The following is a 19,871-nucleotide window of genomic DNA, read 5'->3' on the forward strand; positions in this document are numbered from 1 at the left end:
CGCCGCCATGAACCACACCCGTACCACCCCGCCGCGGCCGGTCGACGTCACCGCGGTCTTTCCCGAACTGGCCCCGCTGGCGCGCACGGCCACCCGCCTGCACCCCCGCCCCGGAGCGCCGTCACCGCGGGACAGTTCGATCGGCGGGCCGCTGCTGTGGCCCGCCGACGAGCCGTGGCCGCACTGCGACGCCCCGCACGACGGCGGGTCCGACTGGCTGGACGCGGTACGGGTGGGTCGGCGCGCCCTGACGCGCGCGGCGCTGAACCCCGACGACCCCCGCGCCGGCGACCACACGGCGCGGGAGAGGGCGATCCTCGAAGGGATCGACTGGGACGTCGAGGTGAGCGACGCCCCGGTACCCCTGCTGCCCCTGGCCCAGTTCTACGTGCGCGACGTCCCCGCGCTGCGAACGCCCCGGCGGGCCGGCGTCGATCTGCTCCAGGTGCTGTGGTGCCCCTTCGAGCACCCCGAGGTGACGTACATGCCGAAGGCCGCGCTGTTCTGGCGGTCCGCGGCGGAGGTCACCGAGGTCCTGGCCTGCCCGCCCGAGCCGCCCGTCGTGGAGTGCGCCGAGTACGTGCCCGAGCCGTGCCTGCTCGCGCCGGAGGAGGTCACCGAGTACCCCGACTCCCTGGAGCTGGACGTGGACCTGAGGCTGCGGTTGGGGGACTGGAACAGATGGCGGGACGCCGGGCCCGGCCTGGACGCCTCCTACGAGCCCTACCCGGAGTCGTTCTACGGGAGCGTGCTGTCGGTCGCCCCCGGCTGGAAGGTCGGAGGCTGGGCCCCGTGGGGCTACACCGACCCCGATCCCCGCTTCTGCGCCGCCTGCACGACCAGGATGGAACCGCTGCTGACCATCGACAGCTTCGAATGGGACGGCGGCAACCGCACCTGGATCCCCTACGAGGACCGGGCGGCCGCCGAGACCCCCACCACGAGGGGCTTCCCCGAGGCGCACCGACCCACGGCGGTCCAGATCGGCGGCGGTCACAAGAAGCAGCTCTACGTCTGCCCGGCGGACCCGGAGCATCCCCACGCGGCGCTGATGCAGTAGCCGGCCGCCGTGGACGTCGAAAGGTCCCCGCCGTGACGGCGGGGACCTTCCGTGGTGGTGGCCGGCCGGAGGGGTTCAGCCGCGGCGGCGCTCGACCTCCGCCAGGGCCTCCTTGACCTCCCGCGCCACGCGGGCGGCGTCCTCGGGGTTGTTGACCACGTCGGTGTGGTTCATGTCGATGACGAGGACCTCGCTGGCCGAATAGTGCTTGTGCACCCAGTCGTCGTAGCCGGACCACAGGGTCCGGTAGTACTCGACGAGGCTCTCGTCCTGCTCGAAGTCACGACCCCGCAGCCCGATGCGGTGCAGCACCGTGTCGAAGTCGGCCTTGAGGTAGACCATGAGGTCGGGGGCCTTGCGGTACGGCAGGCCGTCGATCTCGCGCATCATCTCGCCCAGCAGCCCCTCGTACACCTGCATTTCGAGGGAGCTGATCCGGCCGAGGTCGTGGTTGACCTTGGCGAAGTACCAGTCTTCGTAGATCGACCGGTCGAGGACGTTGTCGCCCTCCTTGTACGCCTCCTTGATCGAGGCGAACCGGGTCTGGAGGAAGTAGAGCTGGAGCAGGAAGGGGTAGCGCTTGGCCTGGATCTCCTCGGGGCTCGCCGTGTAGAAGAGCGGGAGGATCGGGTTCTCTTCCACGCTCTCGTAGAAGACCTCGCTGCCCAGCTCCTTGGCGAGCAGCTCGGCGACGGTCGTCTTGCCGATGCCGATCATGCCTCCGACGCAGATCACTGACATACCTCACTTCTCCCTGGGGATCTTCTGTTCGTGGGCGGCTGGGCTGGGCGCCCCATACCACCGAGACGCCCCCCGGCGGTCACGCGATTCCCCGGGATCTTCATGATCCACTGTCATGTGGTCCCCGTCGGACCAAGGCCCTGACCCAGGCCGTTCTCCTCGCCCGGCCGGCCTGACCGTTCCGCGGTCGCCGCACACGGCGACGAGTCACGGCCCCGAGGCCGTCTTGAATCTTAAATGACGAATCGCCTCCGGTCGGACCGTCCCACCGCGCGCGGGTCAGGGCGCGGAGGTCGGGGCGGGCCGCCACATCGCGGTGGTCTCCACCGGGCCGACGGCCACGGTGCGCAGGGTGGTGAAGCCGAAGCGCCGGTAGAGGGCGACGTTCGCGGCGTCGGCGGTGGTGAGGAAGACGCCGCCGGGCGCGGGGGCGCCGGCGAGGACGTGGTCCAGGAGGAGTCTTCCGGCGCCGCGACCGGCCAGGGCGGGCCGTACGCCGACGAACTCCAGCGTCCAGGCGCCCGGCGGCGCCTCGGGTTCGGTGGCGCGGACGTAGCGCAGGGTCCGGGACAGGGCCCGCGGCCCGCAATGGGTCAACGTGGCACCGCTCCAGGCGAGCAGGGCCGGCGCGCGGGGCGCGGCGCCGGGTGGGGTGAGGACGGCGGCGGCCATGGGCAGACCCCCGCCGTCCAGCAGCAGGTGCCGACGGGCGCCCGGCAGACCGGCCTGTGTGCGCAGGGTGGCGTCGAACCACGCCCGGCGGGCCCGCGCCGAGCCGCCGGTGATCCACACGGTGGCGGGCTCCCGGGCGAAGGCCTCGGACAGGACCTCGGCGCAGCGCGCCGGCGCGGGGTGGTCGTCGAAGCTCGCGGGTCCGATCGGGCCCGTACGCCGCTCAGCCATCGCCGCGCCGCTCCAGGGGAGCCCCGTACGCCGGCGGGACCTCGGGTGTCGGCGGGGCCCCGGGTGTCAGTGGGGCCTCGGGCACCAGGTGGCAGACCAGGAGCTTGAGGAAGAACAGCGGGGCGAACCAGGCGAGCGCCGCGGGCACCGTCAGCCAGAACAGGCCGATCAGGGTGGCGGCCGTGAACACCGCCATGGCGACCGGGCGCGTCAGGTGGACGGGTGCGTACTCCACGGTGACGGCGCCGACCGCCAGCACCGCGGTCTGGCCCAGCACCCAGCCCCAGTCCCCGCCGAGCACGACGAGGCCCATGGCGGCGAGGTGCAGCACGTGCGCGCCGACGAACGTCAGACGGGCCCGGCGGACGCCCTCGCCCTGCCGGTGGTACCAGCGTTTGGCGGCGTTGGTCGCGTTGGTGAGGATGCCGCCGAGCAGGTCGAGGCCGATGAGGACGACGACCAGCGTCTGGATCCCGGACCAGTCGCGGTGGGCGCCCGTGGACCACACGCCGGCGGCGAGCAGCAGCGCGCAGCCGCCCGCGCCCGCGAGTTCCACGGCCGACTCGGCGCGGGACTTGCCGGGCCCCATGAACCGTTCGAGGCGGCCCGCCAGGCCCGGGGGCGTGGCCGGTATCTCCCAGTCGATCCGCAGGTCAGTGCGCATCCGGGCCTCCCCCGTCCGGTCGCGGGCTCCACAGGCCGCGCAGCAGGCTCCACACCTGGGCGTGGTCCGGGGCCGGGGCGGCGGGCGCTTCCCCCGCGTCCCCCGTGTCCTCCGCGCCCGGTGCCTCGCGCAGGGCGGCCAGCGCCCAGGCGTCGGCGGCCCGCATCACGGCCGCGGTCGCCGCGGCCAGGAGGCCCGGGTCGACGTCGCGGCGGATGAACCCGAGCCTGCGGCCGTCCTCGACCAGGGTGGTGAACCAGCCGGTCCAGGTGCCCGGCCGGCCCCGTTCGACGGCCGCGCCCGCGAGGGCCAGATCGTCGGGGTGGGTGTGCAGGTGCGCGGCGAGGGCGCCGGCGCCGGCCTCCAGTCGGGCCCAGAACGCGGCCTCGTCGGAGGCGGGGGTCCAGGGGCCGAGGAGGCCGAGGAGGCGGTCGAGGACGTCGTCGAGGACGGCGGTGAGGAGGTCGTCGCGGCCGTCGAAGTACTGGTACGCGGCCGTCTTCGAGAAGCCGGCGGCTTCGATGATCTTGTTGTACGAGGCGGCTTCGGGGCCGTGCTCGGCGAAGTGGGCGCGCGCGACGTCCAGGATCGCTCGCTGTCGCTCGGCCGGAAGGCGGAAGAATCGTGGCAACGGGCTCATGTACTCACGGTACACACCAGTGGGGTGTACCGCCAGTACACCCCACTGGTTCGTGGCTAGCCGCGCAACCCTTCCCGTCGACACGACCCGCCGACACCGCCCGCCGACGGGCCCGACCGACCCGCCGGCGCCGTAAGATGCGCCGACCCTCGTCCGTGTCGGATCCCACCCGTGAGGAGCCGCTCCACGTGCCCGACCGCAGAAGGGAACGGCAGGTCTTCGACGGCTGGATCTCGGCCCTCGGCACCGCCTCCGGTACGCGCGTGGTCGTCGGCCACTGGCCGGGGTCCCCCTTCGGGGCGTTCGGCGACGTGATGCTGGAGCGCGCCGACGGCGGGCGCCTGCTCCTGGCCCCCACCGCCGCCACGGCCCGCTACATCGCGGGCGTCTACCACTTCGACGAGGTCCGCGTCGTCCCCGTGGCGGTGCGTCGGCGGGGCCCGCTGTGGGAGGTCGGGGCGGGGCCGCTCCACCTGGGTTTCCGGGTCGGCCGCCGGGGCCCCCTCGGCCTCGCGTTGCGCGCCGTTCCGCGCACCCTTGCCCGGCGGCCCTCGTGGGCGGCGCTCGCCGACGCCCCCGCGCGCCTGATGACCGGCGCACGGACGCGCGGCAGTTCGCGGCCCGGATGCCGCCAGTGGTACGCCGCCCTCGACCTGTGGCCGATCGTCGCGGCCGAGGCCTCCTACGAGGGCGTCGACCTCGGCGCGCTCGCGCCCGTCCTGCCTCCGGTGCGTTTCGGGTTCGCGTCCGCCCCCGCGGCTCCGGCGGTGGTCCGGGTCGTGTCCACCGTCGAACTCACCGCCGGACCTGTCGTCGGACGCCCCGTCGGTTCGTGACCGGTCGGATCATGACATAGGATGGATCTTGAGCTCGCCGCCCCGAGGGTGGCCGGCCCCGCGTTGGTGGTCCAAGGAAAGGCACCCCACTTCCTGTGGGGGGATGCAGGTGCAAGGCCTGCCCAGCGCTCCACCGGTCCCGCCCCCTTCCCTCCGGAAGGGGGCGGGACCTTTTTCGCGTCCGGGAGCCGGTGGGACCACCGCCCGGGGCCGTCGGTCGGCCGTCGCCGAGCAGCCCGACGTGGGCGCCGCCGGTCAGGTCACGCTCCCTCGGCACGCCCCCGCCGCCGGCCGTCCTGGCCGACCAGGGCCACACCCCGACCGAACCGGTCGCGGATCCCCGCCGCCACCGAGGACGTGCCCGACGCCGAGTCGCCCCGGAGGACCACGAGCCGCGTCCGTTCGCCCCCCACCCTCGTCCCGGGCACGCTACCGGCGCGGCGGACGGGTCGGCGGCGTGCCGCCCGGAATCGACGGAGCGGTGTCCAAGGTGCGGGCGTAGCCCTCGCGGAGGGGGCCGCCCACCTGAGTGAGGATCTCCGTGGCGGCGTCGGAGAGTCGCTTCGGTTCCCCGCTCTCGCACAGGCGCCGGTAGCCGTCGAGGAGCGCCCCGCCGAGCACCGGGTCGGCCCGCGACAGGCGGCGGGGCAGCCACTTGCCGGCGCCCGCCCAGGCCCGGTGGTGGTCGAAGAGGAGGTCGGAGGCGATGCCGAGGACGACGCCGGCCACGGTGAGGCGTTCGACGACGTCCGCGGCGTCGGCGAGGTCGTCCAGGGCGTCGGTGAGCGCGTACCGGCGGTTCTCGACCTCGGCGGGGGACAGGGCGGCAGGGCCCTGGCGGAGTGCTTCCTCGGCGCGCCGCTTGAGACGGGTGCCCGCGCCGTCCCGCTCGGCGAGAACCAGCCCGTCGGCGTACATGTGCTGCATGACGGCGCGGCGGGAGTCCGCGTCGGAGGCGTAGAGCCGGTCGAGGCCGGACCGCGTGTGCACGAACAGCTCGACCAGCCGGCCCTCGTGACGGAGCGTCTCCCGGCGGGTCTCACCACCGTCCGCGATCAACACGGCGAGGTCCAGGTCGCTGCCGGCCGTGGCGCGCCCGGCGACCACGGACCCCGCGAGGACCACGCTCAGGGCATCGGGGAAGCGCGCGGCGGCGAAACGTCTCGCCCGCTCGACGAGTCGGGCCGGATCATCGTCACTGTCCATGATCATCAGCCTGCCACGGGCGAGCTCCCCGCCGCCAGGCGATTGCGGGCGGCGACGGCAGGCGGCGGTGAACCGGCCCGGCGCGAGGGACGGTTCGGCCCGCGCCGGAGCCGCGAGCCCCGCGCCGGCGCACCGGTACCGAGCGCCGGCTCACTGAGCCGGGTGTTTTTCCCCCGCACGCTCCGCCGTCCGGGTGAACGCGGCGCGGCCGGTGTTGATCTCCCTGGTGGGATCGGAGCCCTGGTGCCCGAACCGGAGGCATCCGATCAGAAAGGCGACGTGTGTCCCACGGCCAGCACAACCACGTCCGCGTCATCTGTCCGCCGGCAGCCGCGACCCTCGGCACTGACGATCACCTGCCCGGCGACCGGTGGCTGTCCACGCGCGGACCGGGTCAGGTCTTCATGATGGGTGACAACCACACGCTTCCTCCGATGCCCGAACGCCCCACCCTCGCCGACTTCTTCCGACTGCGCCTCGCCCTCGACCCCTTCACGACGCGGCACATGCTGCAGAGCGCGGGCAGGGCCCGCGCCCAGGGGATGGGCGAGAAGGTGGTGCTGGCCTGCCTGCTGCACGACATCTCCGTGGCCGGGCTGCTGCGCAGCCATCACGGCCACTGGGGAGCGCAGCTCGTGGGCCCGTACGTCGACGAGGAGGTGGCCTGGGCCATCCGGCAGCACGAGGTTCTGCGCTACTTCCCCGACGAGACCGTGGGCTACGGCTACCCGCAGGCGTACGAGGACTTCTTCGGGGCGGAGTACCGCCCGCCCGCCCACACCCGGGCCGCCTACCTCGAAGCCCGTCGACACCGCTGGTACATGTCCGCCCGCATGGTCACCCTCAACGACGTGTACACCTTCGACCCCGACGCGGAAGTCGAGTTCGAGGAGTTCGAGGACGTGGTGGGACGTCACTTCCGCCAGCCCGCCGAGGGCTTGGGCTTCGACGGCTCGCCCGTGGCCCACATGTGGCGCACCATGATCTGGCCGAACAACTTCCTCTAGGCGGAGGCCCCCGGGCCGCGTGCGTGGCGGGGAGGGGACCGGTCCGGATCCGAAGCGCCCGGACCGACCCCCCGACCTCCCGTCCCGTCAGCCGAAGTCGAACGTCGCGACGACGGGCGCGTGGTCGGACTCCGGGTACTTGTCGTCCGTGGCGAAGGCGATGGAGTCGTCGTGCAGGATCTCGTTGTGGATCTCCGAGCCGCGGTAGTGGGCGAGGAGGTTGCGCGTGACGAGCATGTGGTCGATCATCGTCCCGCGCCCGTGGTGGATGAAGGTGTAGCGGGCCTCCTTCGGGATGGTGTGCTCGATCGGCACCAGTACGCGGGTCGCGAGGTCACGGTTGTTGTTCTCCTCGACGTTGCCGCAGATCGCCTCGACCGGGACCTCTCCGGGCTCCGCGTTGAAGTCGCCGGCGACGACGATCCGGGCGTCGGGGTCGGCGTCGAGGATCCGGTCCACGAGCCGCCGCACCTCCAGGGCCTGGCTCATCCGTTTCATCGACGACAGGAAGCTGCCCTCGGCCCAGCCGTCGGCGCTCCGCCAGATCCCGCGGATCGGGTCGGTGATCTGGCCGGGGATGTCGCTGGGGAGCTTGGACTTCAGGTGCACGGCGATGACGTGCAGCACCCCTCCCGGCACCGCGGGGCCGATGTCGATCTGCGCGTGGAGGACGGGTCGCTCGATGCCGATCGGGACCGGGGAGAGGTCGGGGGGCGTGGCGGTGAGCCGCTGGTAGCGGGGCTCGATGACCAGGTCGTTCTTCAGCTGCTGGTGCGTCAGCACCGTCAGATGGGTGGCGATGACGATGTTGCGGACGTCGAAGACCGCGTCGCCGGCGGGTTTGGTGCTGGTCAGGGAGGCGCCGTGGAGGTTGGTGCCCGCCAGCAGCTCCTTCAGCGCGAGCAGCGCCCGCTGTTGGCCGGGACGCTCTTGCCCGTGGACCTCCTGGAAGCAGGCGATGTCCGCGCGCAGCCGCTCGATCTGCGGCTTCATCAGGGTGATGCGCTCGGCCAGCGAGGGCCGGGCGCCGGGAGGGGTCTCGTCGAAGTTCTCGAGGTTGAACGTGGCAATCCGGATCTGAGTCACAGTCGCCCCCAGGGACGCGATGGCCGGGATACCCAACGCGGCGATCCTCGCCCCGCCCGACCCCGACCGCAGGCGCCGCCGCGCCTGCGGTCACCCCTGAGGGGGGCCGGGAAACGGTTCTCCTTCCACCGGGTGGATCAGGGCCGCGGCCCGCTCACCGGCCGCGGCCCGCTCACCCGCCACGCCCGTTCACCCGCCGCGCCCGTTCACCCGCCGCGCGTGTTCACTCGCCGGGGACGGTCAGCCGTACGAAGTCGTCGTAGGTGGAGATCGCGGTGCCCGTGCCCTCGCCCTCGGGGCGGATGGTCAGCGCGGTGATCATCGCGGAGGCCAGTCGGCCCGCGTGGACCGGCCGGTACGGCCGCACCGGGCCGAGCATGGCCGGGGCCAACAGCGAGGCCGCGACCATGCCCACCTTCTCGCCGGCCCGGCGCTCCTCGCGCGGCCCGAGGATGAAGGACGGTCGGAAGATCTCCACCCGCGGGTAGCCGAGGGCGGCGACCTGCTCCTCCATGTCCCCCTTGACCCGCAGGTAGAAGGCGCGGGACGCGGGGTTCGCACCCTGGGAGGAGACGACCGCGAGCCGCCGGGCGCCCGCCGCGCGCGCGAGCCGGGCGACCTCGACGGTGTAGTGCTGGTCGATCCGGCGGAACGTCTCCTGCGAGCCGGCCTTGCGGATGGTCGAGCCGAGCGCCCCGTACACGTCGTCCACCGCGGGGACGTCGTCCGGCCCGAGCGCGTCGAAGTCGACGACGCGGGCGTCGAGCCCGGGGTGTGACACGGAGAGCGGACGACGGGCCAGGACCGTCACCCGGTCGTAGAGCGGGTTGCGGAGCAACCGGGCGAGCAACTGCCCGCCCACCAGGCCGGTGGCGCCCACCAGAAGCGCGCTGCGCGTCACGGGTACTTCCTTTCCACGAAGGGGTGCGCGGCCCCGTCGCCGCCGCTTCACAGCCGGCGCGCCGCGCCCCTCGAACACTACTGCCGCCACCGACGGAGCCCGTGACCGCCGCCGGGTCGGCCGACCTCGATGTCACTCCCTCGCGCGCTCGGGCTCGACGTGGACCGTTCGTACGGAAGTTCGGGAGGAGATGTGTGCAGAGTGAAGGCAATGCGGGGGACTGTTTCAGAAACCTTGTTGAATATCTCCGGAGGGCGGGGTCGAGCTTGATTTGCTCCTGTCAATCGGAACAGGGTTCTCCAGAAGGTTCGACGCCCCACACGTCACCACGAGGAGATCCCTCCGCATGTCAACTCACAAGCGTTCGCGCGGTTTCCGGTACGCGGCCATCGCCACCGGAGTCGCCACCACGGCGGCCGTGGCCCTGTTCGCCACCCCCTTCGCGGGAGCGGCCACACCGGCCGAGGGCACCGTCTACGGACTGGGCGCACCCGGCGCGATCGAGGGCAGTTACGTCGTCATCCTCGACGGATCCGCCGACAAGAAGAAGCTCGCCGACAAGTACGGTGGCGAACTGCAACGCACCTACGGCTCCCGGGTCAACGGCTTCTCGGCCACGGGCCTGAGCGAGACCGAGGCCAAGCGGCTCGCGGCCGACCCGGCCGTCGGCAAGGTCGTGCAGAACAAGAAGTTCACCATCAAGGCCACCCAGCCCAATCCGCCGTCCTGGGGGCTGGACCGGATCGACCAGACCGCGAAGGAGGGGGACAAGAAGTACGCGTACCCGGACGGAGCCGGTGAGGGGGTGACGGCGTACGTCATCGACACCGGCATACGCGTGACCCACGAGGACTTCGGCGGGCGGGCCACCCACGGCTTCGACGCCGTGGACAACGACGACAGCGCCGACGACGGCAACGGCCACGGCACGCACGTCGCCGGCACCGTCGCGGGCACCGCCCACGGCGTGGCCAAGAAGGCGAAGCTCGTCGCGGTGCGGGTCCTCGACGACAACGGCTCGGGCAGCACCGACCAGGTGGTCGCCGGCATCGACTGGGTCACCGAGAACCACTCGGGTCCCTCCGTGGCCAACATGAGCCTCGGCGGCGGCGCGGACGAGGCCCTCGACGAGGCCGTCCGCCGGTCGATCGCCTCCGGCGTCACCTTCGCCGTCGCGGCCGGCAACGAGTCGAGCGACGCCGGGCAGGGCTCGCCCGCCCGCGTCCCCGAGGCGATCACGGTCGCGTCCAGCACGATCGACGACGGCCAGTCCTCGTTCTCCAACTTCGGTTCCGTGGTGGACCTGTACGCGCCCGGCTCCGACATCACCTCGGCCTGGAACGACAGCGACGGCGGCACCAAGACCATCTCCGGTACGTCCATGGCCACCCCGCACGTCGCGGGCGCCGCGGCCGTCTACCTGGGCGGGCACCCGTCCTCGACCCCGGCCCAGACCGCGGCGGCGCTGACGGCCGCGGCCACGGCGGGGGCCGTGACCAACCCCTCCGCGGGCACGGCGAACAAGCTGCTGAAGGTCATCCCGTAACGGGTGGACAACCCCACGGCCGGCCCGTCCCGCGACGCGACCCCACACCGGGGGAGCGCGTCGCGGGACGGGCCGGCCCCGTGCCCGGACCCCGCGCCGGAGCCCTCACCCTCATGACCCGGTCGACGGGCCGCTCGGGGTAGTCCCGGTGCCCGCCGGGCCCTGGGCCGCGGCTTCGTCGCCAACCCCGACCCGGTGGAACGACTGCGCACCGGTGCGCCGCTGGACGAACTCCGCCCCGAGTTCCTGATGCACGTCCACGGGGCCGAGGGCTACGACGACCACCCGATCCCGGCGTAGGGAGCCGGGACCCGCTCACCCGTCCGGAAGGAGGAGCCAGACCTCGGAGAGGGCGAGACCGTGGTCCCGGGTGACCGCCCCACACGGGCAACCCAACGCGATCAGGCGCCAGTCGCAGCTCACCGTCCACGGGCCGTCCCGGTGCCCGCAGGCCCGGCAGCGCACGCTCTCGGCCGTCCACACCCCGGACGAGGGGCGGCCGTAACGACGGAAACGGCCCGCGTGGACGACCCGCCAGGGCTCGACCGGGGGAGCGTACGGGGCGGTCCCGGGCGGTGGACCCGAAGGACGGACCGAGGCCGACAGGGCGTACGGGGAGAACAGGGTGAACACGGCGATCAGATCGGGGAGGAGCGCCTCGCCCGCGGCCGTCGGCGGCACGGCCGGGTCCCCGTACCGCGGGGCCGCCGCCGCGGCCGGCGGGTTCGGGGCGGCGTGCCACGGCAGGAAGGCGCGGGCCACGGCGGCCAGGAGGGCGGTCGCGGGCGGGCTGACGGCGCCCGCGTCGAGGTGGCGCACGGTGGTGCGCAGGAGGCGTTGGAGCCGGCGGTCCCGGTCCGTGGCCACCGTCCGGGCGTGCGCCCCGTGCCGGTTCGGGAGCGGGGCGGTGAGGCGGGCCATGACGGCCGCCGCCGCGTTCGCGTCCTCGGGGGTGGGGCGCCACCGGCCCTCGGTCAGCAGCCGCCGTGCCCGCGCGACCTCACGGGTCAACGCGCGCGTGCGCAGCGCCGGCGGCGGCCCGGACGGAGGGTCGAAGGGTGCCCCGTACGGCTCGTGCCCGCTCCCCATGCCGTCCCCGTCCCCTGCCGCGAGCCCGGCCCGCGTTCCGCGCTCCGTCGCCGTCCGTTCCGGACCCTACCGTCACACGGCCGGATCGGCCCCGTCGCGGGGCGGATCCGCGTAGCGGGCGGCCATCGCGGCGGCGCGCTCGCGCAGCGCGGTGCGAAGGGAGCGCGGGGCCAGGGCCTCGGCGTCCGTGCCGAGTGCCGGATGGCGCGTACCGCCGCCGCGCGGGTCCCGGGTGTCGGGTCAGCGGCGCGAGCGCTGCGCCTCGACGATCTGCCGTACCGGGCCGCCCACGTTCGCCCGGGCCTGGACCCGTTCCGCGAACGCCGGGAACTGGCCGGCGACGGCGCTGAGCAGCCGGAGCTCCAGCGGGGCCACGTTCACCTCGCACAGGTCGCGGCGGACGGCCCGTACGACGCCGTCGGCGACCTGGCGGGGGGTCACCGTCCGCATGCCGTTCGGCGGGGCGGCGCCGGTGTCGGCGAACATCCCGGCGTCCCGGACGAACCCGGGCTGGACGAGCGAGAGCCCCACCCCCGTCCCGCGCAGCTCCTGGCGCAGGGCGAGGGCGAAACCGCGCAGCCCGAACTTCGTGGCGTTGTAGAGGGACGTCGACCTCGTCGCCGCCTTGCCGGAGATCGAACCCACCAGCACGATGTGCCCGCGACCGCGGTCCACCATGCGCTCCGCGAGCAGCCGCGTGAGGAGCAGGGGCGCGCGCAGGTTGACGTCGAGGGCCCGGTCGAGCTGTTCCCCGGTGTAGTCCAGCAGGTCGCCGCTGGCGGGCAGGGCCGCGTTCGCGACGAGGAGGTCCGTGTCGGCGCAGGCCTCCGCGAGCCGGACGACATCGCCCCGGACGGCGAGGTCGGCGACCACGGTCCGGGCGCCGTACGTGTCCGCCGCGGCCTTGAGGAGCTCCTCGCGGCGGCCCGTCAGCGTCAGCCGGGCCCGTTCCCCCGCCAGTCGCGCCGCCAGGGCGGCGCCGATGCCCCCGGTGGCCCCGGTGAGCAGAACGTGCGATCCGGATATCTCCATGATGACTCCCGTACGGCGGCCGCCTACTGTTCGTTCGAACGAACAGTAGGGACGGCCGCGCCGGCTGTCCACAGCACCGACCAGTCAACTTCCGCACCCACAACCGAGGTTCACCGCCGCGATGGGGCAGAATGCGGCCATGGCACCCGCATCCGAAACCCGCCGGAACATCATCGACGCCGTCCTGCGGATCATCGGTCAGGACGGCATCGCCGCCGTCACGAACCGGCGGATCGCCAAGGAGGCCGGCGTCTCGCTCGGCTCCGTCACCTACCACTTCGCCACCCAGCACGCGTTGCTGCGCGAGAGCCTGCTCCACTTCGTGGCCGAGGAGACCCGCCACTTCACCGCGCTCGCCGACGCCTGCTCCGACGAGGACTTCGACATCGGGCAGGCCGCCGAGGCGGTCGCGGGGGTGGCGGGCGGCAACGTCTTCGACAGCCGGCACATCGCCCCCTTCGAGCTGTACGTGGAGGCCGGCCGGGACGAACGCCTGCGGGCCGCCGCGGCCGAAGGCTTCGCGGCCTACGACCTGTTGGCGGGCCGCATCCTGACGCGACTCGGGGTACCGGACGCCGAACGACTGGCCGGCGTCGCGGTGGACCTGGTCTTCGGCCGGCAGTTGCGCCGGCTGGCGACCGGAGCGCCCGCCGAGGAGCTCGTCGAGGCCCTGCTCGTCCTCACGCGGCTCACGCCCGCGGCGGCCACGCCGCGGGCACGGCAGGTCACGTAGGCACCCGGGAGCGAGGGGGCGAGGGAGCGAGGGGGTCAGGGGGCGAGGGGGTCAGGGGGCGAGGGGGTCAGGGGGCGCGGGGGCCAGGGGCGCGGAGGCCGGAGTCACCCCGCACCGGGTCCGCGGCCGGCGCCGGCGCGGACCACGGGGCGGGCGAGCACGCTCAGGAGCACCACCTCGCAGCCGAGCAGCAGGCGTTCGACCAGGCCGATCAGCTCCCGGTGCCCCGGTCCCGCGAGGTACGCCATGACCGCCGCCCCGATCAGCGCGGCCCACGACAGGCCGCGCAGCAGCCGCGCCGTCCCCACCGCGCCCGGGTCGACGCCGAGCCGTCGGGCCAGGAGCAGCCCGGCGGCCGGCAGCGCGAGGAAGGCGAGGACGGACGCGTACCGATGCACGTACGCCGGTCCGCCGAGGTCCGTGACGAGGGGATCCGTGGGCACGGCGGCGGCCACCAGGAGCCCCAGGCCCCACAGCGCCAACAGGACGGACGGCAACCCCCGCGCGGCGTCGAGCCGCCGCCGCGCCGCCCCGAGCAGCACCAGGGAGACCACCCCCAGCAGGGCCATCGAGGCATCGACGGGCCCGCCGCGATCGAGCGCGGCGAAGTCGCTGATGGTGAGGGAGAGCGGACTGAGGTCGGGATCGGTGTCGGACGGGGCCCACAGGGCCGCACCGGCCGCCAGGGCCACGGCGGTCCACACCGCGGCCTCCGGCAGGTGCCGGCGCCATGGCCGGGGCAGGGGGCGGGGGAACGGACGCGTCCCCGTACGCGCCCCCCACGCCCCCTTTACGCGACGCCGCCCGAGCGGTTCCCTGGAGTCATGGCGGGGCGGGGTGGCGGGATCCGGGTGCGGAGCGTGACGGCCCTGCTCGGGGCCGTGGCGTTGCCCGCGGTGGCGGGCGGGCTGTCCTATGCCTGTGCCCGGGGACGGGCCCTCGGCACGCTCTCCTCCGGCTGGGCCCTCACCGGCATCCTGGTGGCCGCCGGGCTCGGGGTGGTGGTGTTCCTCTTCGGGCTGGGCAACGACGCGTTCGCCTCCCATCTGGCGGGGCTCGCCACCCTCGCCGGGGTCTTCCTGGTCTCCGGTCACGTGGAGCACGCCGTACTGGAGGACCGGGGGGTGGAGGTGGTGTGCGTCGTGCGGGGTGTCGACCGCCGGGTGGAGACGAGCACGTCCACCGACGCACAGGGGCACACGACCACCACGACGAACACGTACTACGACCACCGGCTCGACTGCCCGCCCGGCGGACCGTCCGCACTGAACGGCAGGAACTCCAGGCTCGGTGCCGTGGGCGACGACCTCGCCGTCGTCCACGACCCGCGGGGCAAGGTCGCGCCGCAGCCCGCCCGTTCGCTCGACTCGGGCGGTCTGAGGACGTGGGCGCTCGTGGCGTTGGGCGCCGCGCTGCTGCTGGGCGTGGGCTCCGTCGTCGACGTCCGCTAGGCCGACAGGTCAACAGACCGACAGGTCACCGGGCCACCGCTCGGGCCCACGGGGATCGGGTGTCCGTGCCATGACCCAGGATGAGGGGCATGATACGAACCTATCCGCTGGCCCTGCCGGGCACCCTGGTGGACCACCACCGCATGGACCTCGGCGCGCCCTACTCCCTCGGCTGGGGCGTCCAGGCCCAGGACGTCACCGGCGCCCGGAACGGCGAGGTGTACGCGCTGTACGCCACGTACCGCCACGCCCACGGGGTGGGCGACGACGAACAGGATCCGGCGAAGGCGAGCTTCGGGTACCGCGTCATCACCCGCTACGCCCCCGACGGCGAGATCATGGCGAGCGCCGTGTTCCGTTCGGACGGCTCCGGCGAGCCCTCGGCGGTGATCGACGGCGGCGACATGAGCCTGTGCGTCCTGCCGGACGGCGTCCTCGCGGTGAGCACCGGCCCCGACAACACCACCCTGGTCGCCCCCGACCTGAGCCGCGTCCTCGCCGCCTACGACGCCAAGGACCGCCGGCCCTACCGGGAGTTGCTCCCGGGCGACGCCTTCGCCTCCTCCCTCGCCGTCACCCCCTCGGGCCGACTGCTGTGCACCGTCGCCGAGTACGGCGTGTGGAGGTACGGCAACGTCCTCACCAACCTCGTCGGCGTGGCCGACGGCCCCCTGACCGCCACCTCGAAGCCGACGATCAGGGCCATCGCCTCGCTCGACCCGGAGCCCGCGCACCAGGGCGACGTCGACGTGCGGGAGCACGCCGTGTACGGGGGCGCGCCCATCGGGCGGGCGAACCGGCCCCGGCCCGCGCTGACCGAGCTGGTGGCCGACGAGGACCCCCTGTCGAACTGGGAGCGTTCGCATCTGGGTCGGCCGGTCCCGCTGGCCGACGACCTGTTCGTCGTGCCCTTCTACGCCGAGACCTTCCGCGGCGGCAGCCGGAGCCAACCGTTCGTCTTCGCCCTCGTCGACGACCGGGGCAGGATGACCGGACGGCTCCAGGGCATGCACCCGTGGCGGGACTCGCCCTTCACCGGCCACTGCTTCGCCCTCGCCGCCGACGCGCACCGCGGCCACGCCTTCCACCTCAACCGCCACGGCCTCTACGCCTGGAACCGGGCCGGGGTGCTGCGCGCCAGGCTGGACACCGGCGACAAGGCCTTCAAGCCGCTGACCCACTTCACCCTCGCAGCCTGCGCCCCCTACGGCGATCTGTTGCTGGTCCACACCAAGCAGCACCTGATCCTCCGGATACCGGCCCCCGAGGACCTCACCGGGCTCGCGACCGCCGTGCGGGAGGCGCTCCGCGCCTACGCGGGGCGGCGTACCGTCCTGAAGAAGCGGTGGACGCCCGTCAACTGGCACTGGACGCAGACCTCCGCCCCGGTCCATCGCATCTGAGGTGTCCGGTCGGGTGAAACCGTCCCCCGGACGGAGGCGGCGGAGGCGCCGGCGGTGGCCGTCCGGGCACGCGGACCCGAGGCTTGCGGCCGGAGACGAGGACGAGGAAGGGCGGCAGCCGATGTCACAGGCCGAGGAGGCGCACGTCACCGGGCACCCGACCGGAAGGGCGGACCGGCGGCGGGGCGTCGCGGAGCATCTGCGGACCGTGGTCCGGGGGACGAACCTGCTGCCCGCGTTCATGGTGCTCACGATCATGATGGTGGCCCTGTGGCTCATGGGCATGCCGTTCCTCCAGGCCCTGACGATCTCGACCGGGGTGAAGATCGCCGTCGCCCTCTGCGAGCTGCGTCGCCCGTCCGCCTCCCCCGAGGACTGAGCCGGCCACGACGGGCGGTGCCGGCCGTCGTACGGCCGCCCGCGTGCGGATCCGCGGGTCATCGCACGCCGCGCCCCTCGACGGGGGCCTCCTCGGTACGGGCCTCCTCCGCCGTGGCGGCGCGCCGCCCCGGCAGGTAGCGCAGCGCGAAGGCGCCGAGCACGACGTGGACGCCGCCCGCGACGGCGGCGGCGAGGTGCAGACCGCTGACGAAGGCCGCCTTCGCGTCCTCGGCGACCGGGGCCGCGAGACCGGGTGTCCGCAAGGTCTCGTTGAGGGTGGCGGCGACATCGGGGCCCTGGAGCCGGAAGACCACGGCGGCCAGCGAGCCGAGGAGCGCGATCCCGAGGGCGTTGCCGATCTCGTTGCCGGTCTCGGCGAGCGCCGCCGCGGATCCGGCGCGCTCCGGGGGAACGGCGGCCACGACGGTGTCGGCGACGACGCTGAAGGAGACGCCGTAGCCGACGCCGGCGACGACGGTGGAGGCCACGTACCAACCCAGGCCACCGGAGACGGTGGTGAGCAGGAGCAGGAGCACGCCCGCGGCGATGAGGAAGTGGCAGGCGAGGAACGCCGCCCGGACGCCGGTACGCGCGACCAGGGCCGGCGTGACGACGCAGGTGACGGTGAGCACGGCCGCGCCCGGGAGCGCGACCAGGGCCGCGTCCCGGACCGTCAGCCCGAGCACGGACCGCAGGTGGACGCCGCCGAGGTAGGCCGTCGCCGACCACGCGGCCAGGGGCAGGAGTCCGGTGACGGCGGCGATCGAGAAGACCCGGTCGCGGAAGAGGCCGAAGTCGATCAGCGGCTGTTCCAGGTGCGACTGCCGCCGTACGAACCACCCCAGGACGAGGACGCCGCCGATGCCGGTGACCACCGGGACCGTCGAGAGCCCCTGCGCGGCGGCCTGTTTGACGGCGTGCACGGTCGCCAGGACGCCCGCGGCGGACAGGAGGACGCTCAGGGCGTCGACGCGGCCGGTCCGGGTCGTCGGCACCTCGCGCAGCAGGACCGGGGCCAGCACCAGGAAGAGCGCGACGACCGGGAGATTGATCAGGAAGACCGAGCCCCACCAGAAGCGGCCGAGCAACTGACCGCCGACGAACGGGCCGATGGCGAAACCCGCCGCGAAACCGGCCGCGAAGATCCCGATCGCCCGCGCCCGCAGGCGCGGATCGGCGAACAGCCCGCTGAGCACCGCCAACGCCGACGGCAGCAGCGTGGCGCCCGCCACGCCCATCAGGGCCCTGAAGAGGATCAACGCCTGCGGCCCGGGGGCGAACGCCGCACCCACCGACGCGACGCCGAACAGCGCCGCGCCGGCCATCAGCAGCCGCAGCCGCCCGAACCGGTCGCCGATGCTCCCGAACGCGATGAGCAGGGAGCCGACGGCGAACCCGTAGACGTCCAGGATCCACAACGCCTGGTCGGCGGTGGGCGACAGGGCCTCGGCGATGTCGGTCGTCGCCAGGAAGAGGACCGAGCCGTCCATCGCGACCAGCAGGACCGGACCGAGGACCACCGACAGGCCGAGCCACGACCGCAGGCCGGGCGGGGGAGGGAGGGGAGAGGTGTTCATGCCTCCGACGGTGCGGGGGCGCCCGCCCGCCGGCCATCCCCGCGTCATGGGTACACCTGACGGGGACACCCGGGAACGCGCCGCGCCGGCTACGCTCGACGGCATGGAACTGGAGAGCCTCGGGGCCTACCTCAAGACCCGCCGCCACCGCGTCACGCCCGCCGACGTCGGACTGCGCACCTACGGCACCGCCCGCCGCGTACCGGGCCTGCGCCGCGAGGAACTCGCCCAGCTCGCCGGCGTGAGCGCCGGCTACTACACCCGCCTGGAGCAGGGGCAGCCCGGCACCGCCTCCGGGCAGGTCCTCGACGCGCTGGCGAACGTGCTGCGGCTCGATCCCGCCGAGAAGGCCCACCTGCACAACCTCGCCCGACAGCGCGCCGGTTCACCGCTCACGCGCCCCCGCCCGGAAAGGCCGCACCGGCGGGTGCTCTCGCTCCTGGAGTCCCTGGGGGACGGCACGCCGGCCGTGGTGCTCGGCCGGCGGGGCGACGTACTGGCCTGGAACCGCACCGGACACGCCCTCGTCGCGGAGCACGTCGACTTCGAAGCGCCCCACGACCCCGCCCGACGGCCGTCCGTACCGAGGATGTTCTTCCTCGACCCGCTCACCCGGGACCTCCACCGCAACTGGGACGAACTCGCCCGCGTCCACGTGGCCTACCTCCGACTCACCGCGGGCCGCCACCCCACCGACGCCCGCCTGGCCGAGCTGATCGGCGAACTCGCCATGCGTAGCCAGGACTTCGCGAAGCTGTGGGCCAAGGGCGACGTCGCGGACTGCACGGCGGGGGCGATGAGCCTGCGGCACCCGACCGTCGGCGACGTCGACGTCGACTACCAGGTGTGGCTCCAGCCCGACAGCCCCGACCACCGGCTGGAGGTCTACACCCCCCGGGACACCACCTCGGCGGACGCGCTGCGCCTGCTGTCGGTTCAGGTCGCCGACCGGGCCGCGGACCGGAGCTGACCCGACGGGCCCTCGATGTCGCGCAGGTGGTGGCGCAGTTCGTGCAGGGTGTGCACGGCGAGCCAGCGCAGGGAGCGCTCCTCGCGCTCGGGCCAGGTGTAGATCAGCGTGCGCTCCCAGTCGGCGGGCGACAGCCGCTCCAGGGTGCCCGCGAACAGCATCGCCGCGTCCTGGAGTTGTCGGGCCACGTCGGCGGGCCGCTGGTCGAGGTACCCGTCGTGTTCGACCCGCTCGTCGCGCCCCATGGGCTCGGCGACGGGCGTCCGGTGGCGGCGCGCGGCCAGGACCCGTTCCCGCTGGACGAGCAGCACGTCCCGCACGTGGCAGGCGTATTCGAGGGGCGCCCACACCTCGGGCGCAGGGCGCCGCCGCAAGGCGTCCGGCTCCGCCCGCAGGAGCTCCGCGTAGGCGCCCCCGAGGGTCCGGGCGAGCGCCGGGACCGTGGGCGCGAGGTCTTCGTCGTAGGCGAAACCGCATTCCGCGCAAGCCGTCACGTGATCACCGTAGCAAGCGCGTCCGCCGGCCGGTCCCGAAAGGCGGACCTCCCGTGTCCCGGCACACCGGGGCCGGGACGCACCGCGCACCGTAGGGTCGGACCACCACGGCCAAGCCACCTGTTCGACCTGCCTGACCCGGCACCCCTCA

21 protein-coding genes and 2 pseudogenes are annotated in these 19,871 nt (G+C 73.9%); 9 read left to right on the plus strand and 14 right to left on the minus strand.

Features of this window, described 5'->3' with window-relative positions:
- Positions 1–7: 7 nt before the first annotated feature.
- Positions 8–1,060, plus strand: coding sequence for a hypothetical protein (locus ACZ6ZI_RS32745; RefSeq protein ID WP_469527015.1), 1,053 nt, complete (start codon positions 8–10; stop codon positions 1,058–1,060).
- 75 nt (positions 1,061–1,135) lie between these two features.
- Here ACZ6ZI_RS32745 and ACZ6ZI_RS32750 read toward each other — a convergent pair whose 3' ends face one another.
- The 4 genes from ACZ6ZI_RS32750 to ACZ6ZI_RS32765 all read right to left on the minus strand — a co-directional run bounded on the left by ACZ6ZI_RS32750 (position 1,136) and on the right by ACZ6ZI_RS32765 (position 4,008).
- The gene (locus tag ACZ6ZI_RS32750) at positions 1,136–1,801 is read right to left on the minus strand and encodes a deoxynucleoside kinase (protein ID WP_363058387.1); all 666 of its coding nucleotides are present in this window, start codon (positions 1,799–1,801) and stop codon (positions 1,136–1,138) included.
- A gap of 279 nt (positions 1,802–2,080) precedes the next feature.
- On the minus strand, positions 2,081–2,704 hold the full coding sequence (locus tag ACZ6ZI_RS32755) for a GNAT family N-acetyltransferase (protein WP_469527019.1): 624 nt from the start codon (positions 2,702–2,704) through the stop codon (positions 2,081–2,083).
- Entirely contained in the window at positions 2,697–3,368 is a 672-nt protein-coding gene (locus ACZ6ZI_RS32760) for a hypothetical protein (RefSeq protein WP_469527020.1), read from the minus strand. The genes ACZ6ZI_RS32755 and ACZ6ZI_RS32760 overlap by 8 nt, the downstream gene beginning before the upstream one ends.
- The gene (locus ACZ6ZI_RS32765) at positions 3,358–4,008 is read right to left on the minus strand and encodes a TetR/AcrR family transcriptional regulator (RefSeq protein WP_469527022.1); all 651 of its coding nucleotides are present in this window, start codon (positions 4,006–4,008) and stop codon (positions 3,358–3,360) included. Before ACZ6ZI_RS32765 ends, ACZ6ZI_RS32760 begins: the two co-directional genes overlap by 11 nt.
- 188 nt (positions 4,009–4,196) lie before the next feature.
- Between ACZ6ZI_RS32765 and ACZ6ZI_RS32770 the strand changes: the two genes are divergently transcribed.
- Positions 4,197–4,844 (plus strand): hypothetical protein, encoded by a 648-nt coding sequence (locus tag ACZ6ZI_RS32770; RefSeq protein ID WP_469527025.1) that lies wholly within the window; start codon positions 4,197–4,199, stop codon positions 4,842–4,844.
- A gap of 229 nt (positions 4,845–5,073) precedes the next feature.
- Here ACZ6ZI_RS32770 and ACZ6ZI_RS32775 read toward each other — a convergent pair.
- A pseudogene (locus ACZ6ZI_RS32775) lies at positions 5,074–5,272 on the minus strand (kinase); the annotation flags it as partial.
- 1 nt (position 5,273) lies between these two features.
- Positions 5,274–6,050: a nucleotidyltransferase domain-containing protein gene (locus tag ACZ6ZI_RS32780; protein ID WP_469527027.1), complete on the minus strand. Its 777-nt coding sequence runs from the start codon at positions 6,048–6,050 to the stop codon at positions 5,274–5,276.
- Positions 6,051–6,484: 434 nt separating this feature from the next.
- On the opposite strand from ACZ6ZI_RS32780, the gene ACZ6ZI_RS32785 reads away from it, so the two are divergent.
- Complete coding sequence (locus tag ACZ6ZI_RS32785; protein WP_469527028.1) at positions 6,485–7,057, plus strand: hypothetical protein; 573 nt, start codon at positions 6,485–6,487, stop codon at positions 7,055–7,057.
- A gap of 87 nt (positions 7,058–7,144) precedes the next feature.
- Here the strand turns inward: ACZ6ZI_RS32785 and ACZ6ZI_RS32790 are convergent, their stop codons facing one another.
- Together ACZ6ZI_RS32790 and ACZ6ZI_RS32795 are read right to left on the minus strand one after the other, a co-directional pair.
- Positions 7,145–8,143, minus strand: coding sequence for an endonuclease/exonuclease/phosphatase family protein (locus ACZ6ZI_RS32790; RefSeq protein ID WP_469527029.1), 999 nt, complete (start codon positions 8,141–8,143; stop codon positions 7,145–7,147).
- Positions 8,144–8,366: 223 nt separating this feature from the next.
- On the minus strand, positions 8,367–9,044 hold the full coding sequence (locus ACZ6ZI_RS32795) for an NAD(P)H-binding protein (RefSeq protein ID WP_469527030.1): 678 nt from the start codon (positions 9,042–9,044) through the stop codon (positions 8,367–8,369).
- A gap of 346 nt (positions 9,045–9,390) precedes the next feature.
- Between ACZ6ZI_RS32795 and ACZ6ZI_RS32800 the strand changes: the two genes are divergently transcribed.
- Positions 9,391–10,590 carry a S8 family peptidase gene (locus tag ACZ6ZI_RS32800; RefSeq protein ID WP_363058371.1) on the plus strand — a complete coding sequence of 400 codons (1,200 nt, stop codon included), beginning with the start codon at positions 9,391–9,393 and terminating at the stop codon, positions 10,588–10,590.
- A gap of 315 nt (positions 10,591–10,905) precedes the next feature.
- On the opposite strand, the gene ACZ6ZI_RS32805 is transcribed toward ACZ6ZI_RS32800, so the two are convergent.
- The 3 genes and pseudogenes from ACZ6ZI_RS32805 to ACZ6ZI_RS32815 all read right to left on the minus strand — a co-directional run bounded on the left by ACZ6ZI_RS32805 (position 10,906) and on the right by ACZ6ZI_RS32815 (position 12,711).
- Complete coding sequence (locus tag ACZ6ZI_RS32805) at positions 10,906–11,679, minus strand: hypothetical protein (protein ID WP_469527031.1); 774 nt, start codon at positions 11,677–11,679, stop codon at positions 10,906–10,908.
- A 72-nt stretch (positions 11,680–11,751) separates the two neighbouring features.
- Positions 11,752–11,874: pseudogene (locus ACZ6ZI_RS32810) on the minus strand (WCX domain-containing protein); the annotation flags it as partial.
- 45 nt (positions 11,875–11,919) lie between these two features.
- Positions 11,920–12,711 carry an SDR family NAD(P)-dependent oxidoreductase gene (locus ACZ6ZI_RS32815; protein WP_469527034.1) on the minus strand — a complete coding sequence of 264 codons (792 nt, stop codon included), beginning with the start codon at positions 12,709–12,711 and terminating at the stop codon, positions 11,920–11,922.
- 139 nt (positions 12,712–12,850) lie between these two features.
- Between ACZ6ZI_RS32815 and ACZ6ZI_RS32820 the strand changes: the two genes are divergently transcribed.
- Positions 12,851–13,444 carry a TetR/AcrR family transcriptional regulator gene (locus ACZ6ZI_RS32820; protein WP_469527035.1) on the plus strand — a complete coding sequence of 198 codons (594 nt, stop codon included), beginning with the start codon at positions 12,851–12,853 and terminating at the stop codon, positions 13,442–13,444.
- A gap of 104 nt (positions 13,445–13,548) precedes the next feature.
- On the opposite strand, the gene ACZ6ZI_RS32825 is transcribed toward ACZ6ZI_RS32820, so the two are convergent.
- Positions 13,549–14,148: a DUF998 domain-containing protein gene (locus ACZ6ZI_RS32825; RefSeq protein WP_469527037.1), complete on the minus strand. Its 600-nt coding sequence runs from the start codon at positions 14,146–14,148 to the stop codon at positions 13,549–13,551.
- 120 nt (positions 14,149–14,268) lie between these two features.
- Between ACZ6ZI_RS32825 and ACZ6ZI_RS32830 the strand changes: the two genes are divergently transcribed.
- The 3 genes from ACZ6ZI_RS32830 to ACZ6ZI_RS32840 all read left to right on the plus strand — a co-directional run bounded on the left by ACZ6ZI_RS32830 (position 14,269) and on the right by ACZ6ZI_RS32840 (position 16,677).
- On the plus strand, positions 14,269–14,895 hold the full coding sequence (locus ACZ6ZI_RS32830; RefSeq protein ID WP_469527038.1) for a hypothetical protein: 627 nt from the start codon (positions 14,269–14,271) through the stop codon (positions 14,893–14,895).
- Positions 14,896–14,984: 89 nt separating this feature from the next.
- On the plus strand, positions 14,985–16,298 hold the full coding sequence (locus ACZ6ZI_RS32835) for a hypothetical protein (RefSeq protein WP_469527041.1): 1,314 nt from the start codon (positions 14,985–14,987) through the stop codon (positions 16,296–16,298).
- 121 nt (positions 16,299–16,419) lie between these two features.
- Positions 16,420–16,677 (plus strand): hypothetical protein, encoded by a 258-nt coding sequence (locus ACZ6ZI_RS32840; RefSeq protein WP_469527042.1) that lies wholly within the window; start codon positions 16,420–16,422, stop codon positions 16,675–16,677.
- Between the two features lie 58 nt (positions 16,678–16,735).
- Here ACZ6ZI_RS32840 and ACZ6ZI_RS32845 read toward each other — a convergent pair whose 3' ends face one another.
- A complete protein-coding gene (locus ACZ6ZI_RS32845; protein ID WP_469527043.1) occupies positions 16,736–18,256 on the minus strand; it encodes an MFS transporter in 1,521 nt (506 codons plus the stop codon).
- 103 nt (positions 18,257–18,359) lie between these two features.
- Between ACZ6ZI_RS32845 and ACZ6ZI_RS32850 the strand changes: the two genes are divergently transcribed.
- Positions 18,360–19,226: a helix-turn-helix transcriptional regulator gene (locus ACZ6ZI_RS32850; protein WP_469527044.1), complete on the plus strand. Its 867-nt coding sequence runs from the start codon at positions 18,360–18,362 to the stop codon at positions 19,224–19,226.
- Here ACZ6ZI_RS32850 and ACZ6ZI_RS32855 read toward each other — a convergent pair.
- Complete coding sequence (locus ACZ6ZI_RS32855; RefSeq protein WP_469527045.1) at positions 19,193–19,720, minus strand: DinB family protein; 528 nt, start codon at positions 19,718–19,720, stop codon at positions 19,193–19,195. The genes ACZ6ZI_RS32850 and ACZ6ZI_RS32855 overlap by 34 nt on opposite strands.
- Between the last annotated feature and the right edge of the window lie 151 nt (positions 19,721–19,871).

Source organism: Streptomyces sp. NPDC103540 (genome assembly GCF_055584445.1).

Bases quoted from the DNA above. Each gene is read 5' to 3' on its own strand.
- ACZ6ZI_RS32745 (WP_469527015.1), top strand. From the start codon at position 8: ATGAACCACACCCGTACCACCCCGCCGCGGCCGGTCGACGTCACCGCG.
- ACZ6ZI_RS32750 (WP_363058387.1), bottom strand. From the start codon at position 1,801: ATGTCAGTGATCTGCGTCGGAGGCATGATCGGCATCGGCAAGACGACC.
- ACZ6ZI_RS32755 (WP_469527019.1), bottom strand. From the start codon at position 2,704: ATGGCTGAGCGGCGTACGGGCCCGATCGGACCCGCGAGCTTCGACGAC.
- ACZ6ZI_RS32760 (WP_469527020.1), bottom strand. From the start codon at position 3,368: ATGCGCACTGACCTGCGGATCGACTGGGAGATACCGGCCACGCCCCCG.
- ACZ6ZI_RS32765 (WP_469527022.1), bottom strand. From the start codon at position 4,008: ATGAGCCCGTTGCCACGATTCTTCCGCCTTCCGGCCGAGCGACAGCGA.
- ACZ6ZI_RS32780 (WP_469527027.1), bottom strand. From the start codon at position 6,050: ATGGACAGTGACGATGATCCGGCCCGACTCGTCGAGCGGGCGAGACGT.
- ACZ6ZI_RS32785 (WP_469527028.1), top strand. From the start codon at position 6,485: ATGCCCGAACGCCCCACCCTCGCCGACTTCTTCCGACTGCGCCTCGCC.
- ACZ6ZI_RS32800 (WP_363058371.1), top strand. From the start codon at position 9,391: ATGTCAACTCACAAGCGTTCGCGCGGTTTCCGGTACGCGGCCATCGCC.
- ACZ6ZI_RS32805 (WP_469527031.1), bottom strand. From the start codon at position 11,679: ATGGGGAGCGGGCACGAGCCGTACGGGGCACCCTTCGACCCTCCGTCC.
- ACZ6ZI_RS32815 (WP_469527034.1), bottom strand. From the start codon at position 12,711: ATGGAGATATCCGGATCGCACGTTCTGCTCACCGGGGCCACCGGGGGC.
- ACZ6ZI_RS32820 (WP_469527035.1), top strand. From the start codon at position 12,851: ATGGCACCCGCATCCGAAACCCGCCGGAACATCATCGACGCCGTCCTG.
- ACZ6ZI_RS32830 (WP_469527038.1), top strand. From the start codon at position 14,269: ATGGCGGGGCGGGGTGGCGGGATCCGGGTGCGGAGCGTGACGGCCCTG.
- ACZ6ZI_RS32835 (WP_469527041.1), top strand. From the start codon at position 14,985: ATGATACGAACCTATCCGCTGGCCCTGCCGGGCACCCTGGTGGACCAC.
- ACZ6ZI_RS32840 (WP_469527042.1), top strand. From the start codon at position 16,420: ATGTCACAGGCCGAGGAGGCGCACGTCACCGGGCACCCGACCGGAAGG.
- ACZ6ZI_RS32845 (WP_469527043.1), bottom strand. From the start codon at position 18,256: ATGAACACCTCTCCCCTCCCTCCCCCGCCCGGCCTGCGGTCGTGGCTC.
- ACZ6ZI_RS32850 (WP_469527044.1), top strand. From the start codon at position 18,360: ATGGAACTGGAGAGCCTCGGGGCCTACCTCAAGACCCGCCGCCACCGC.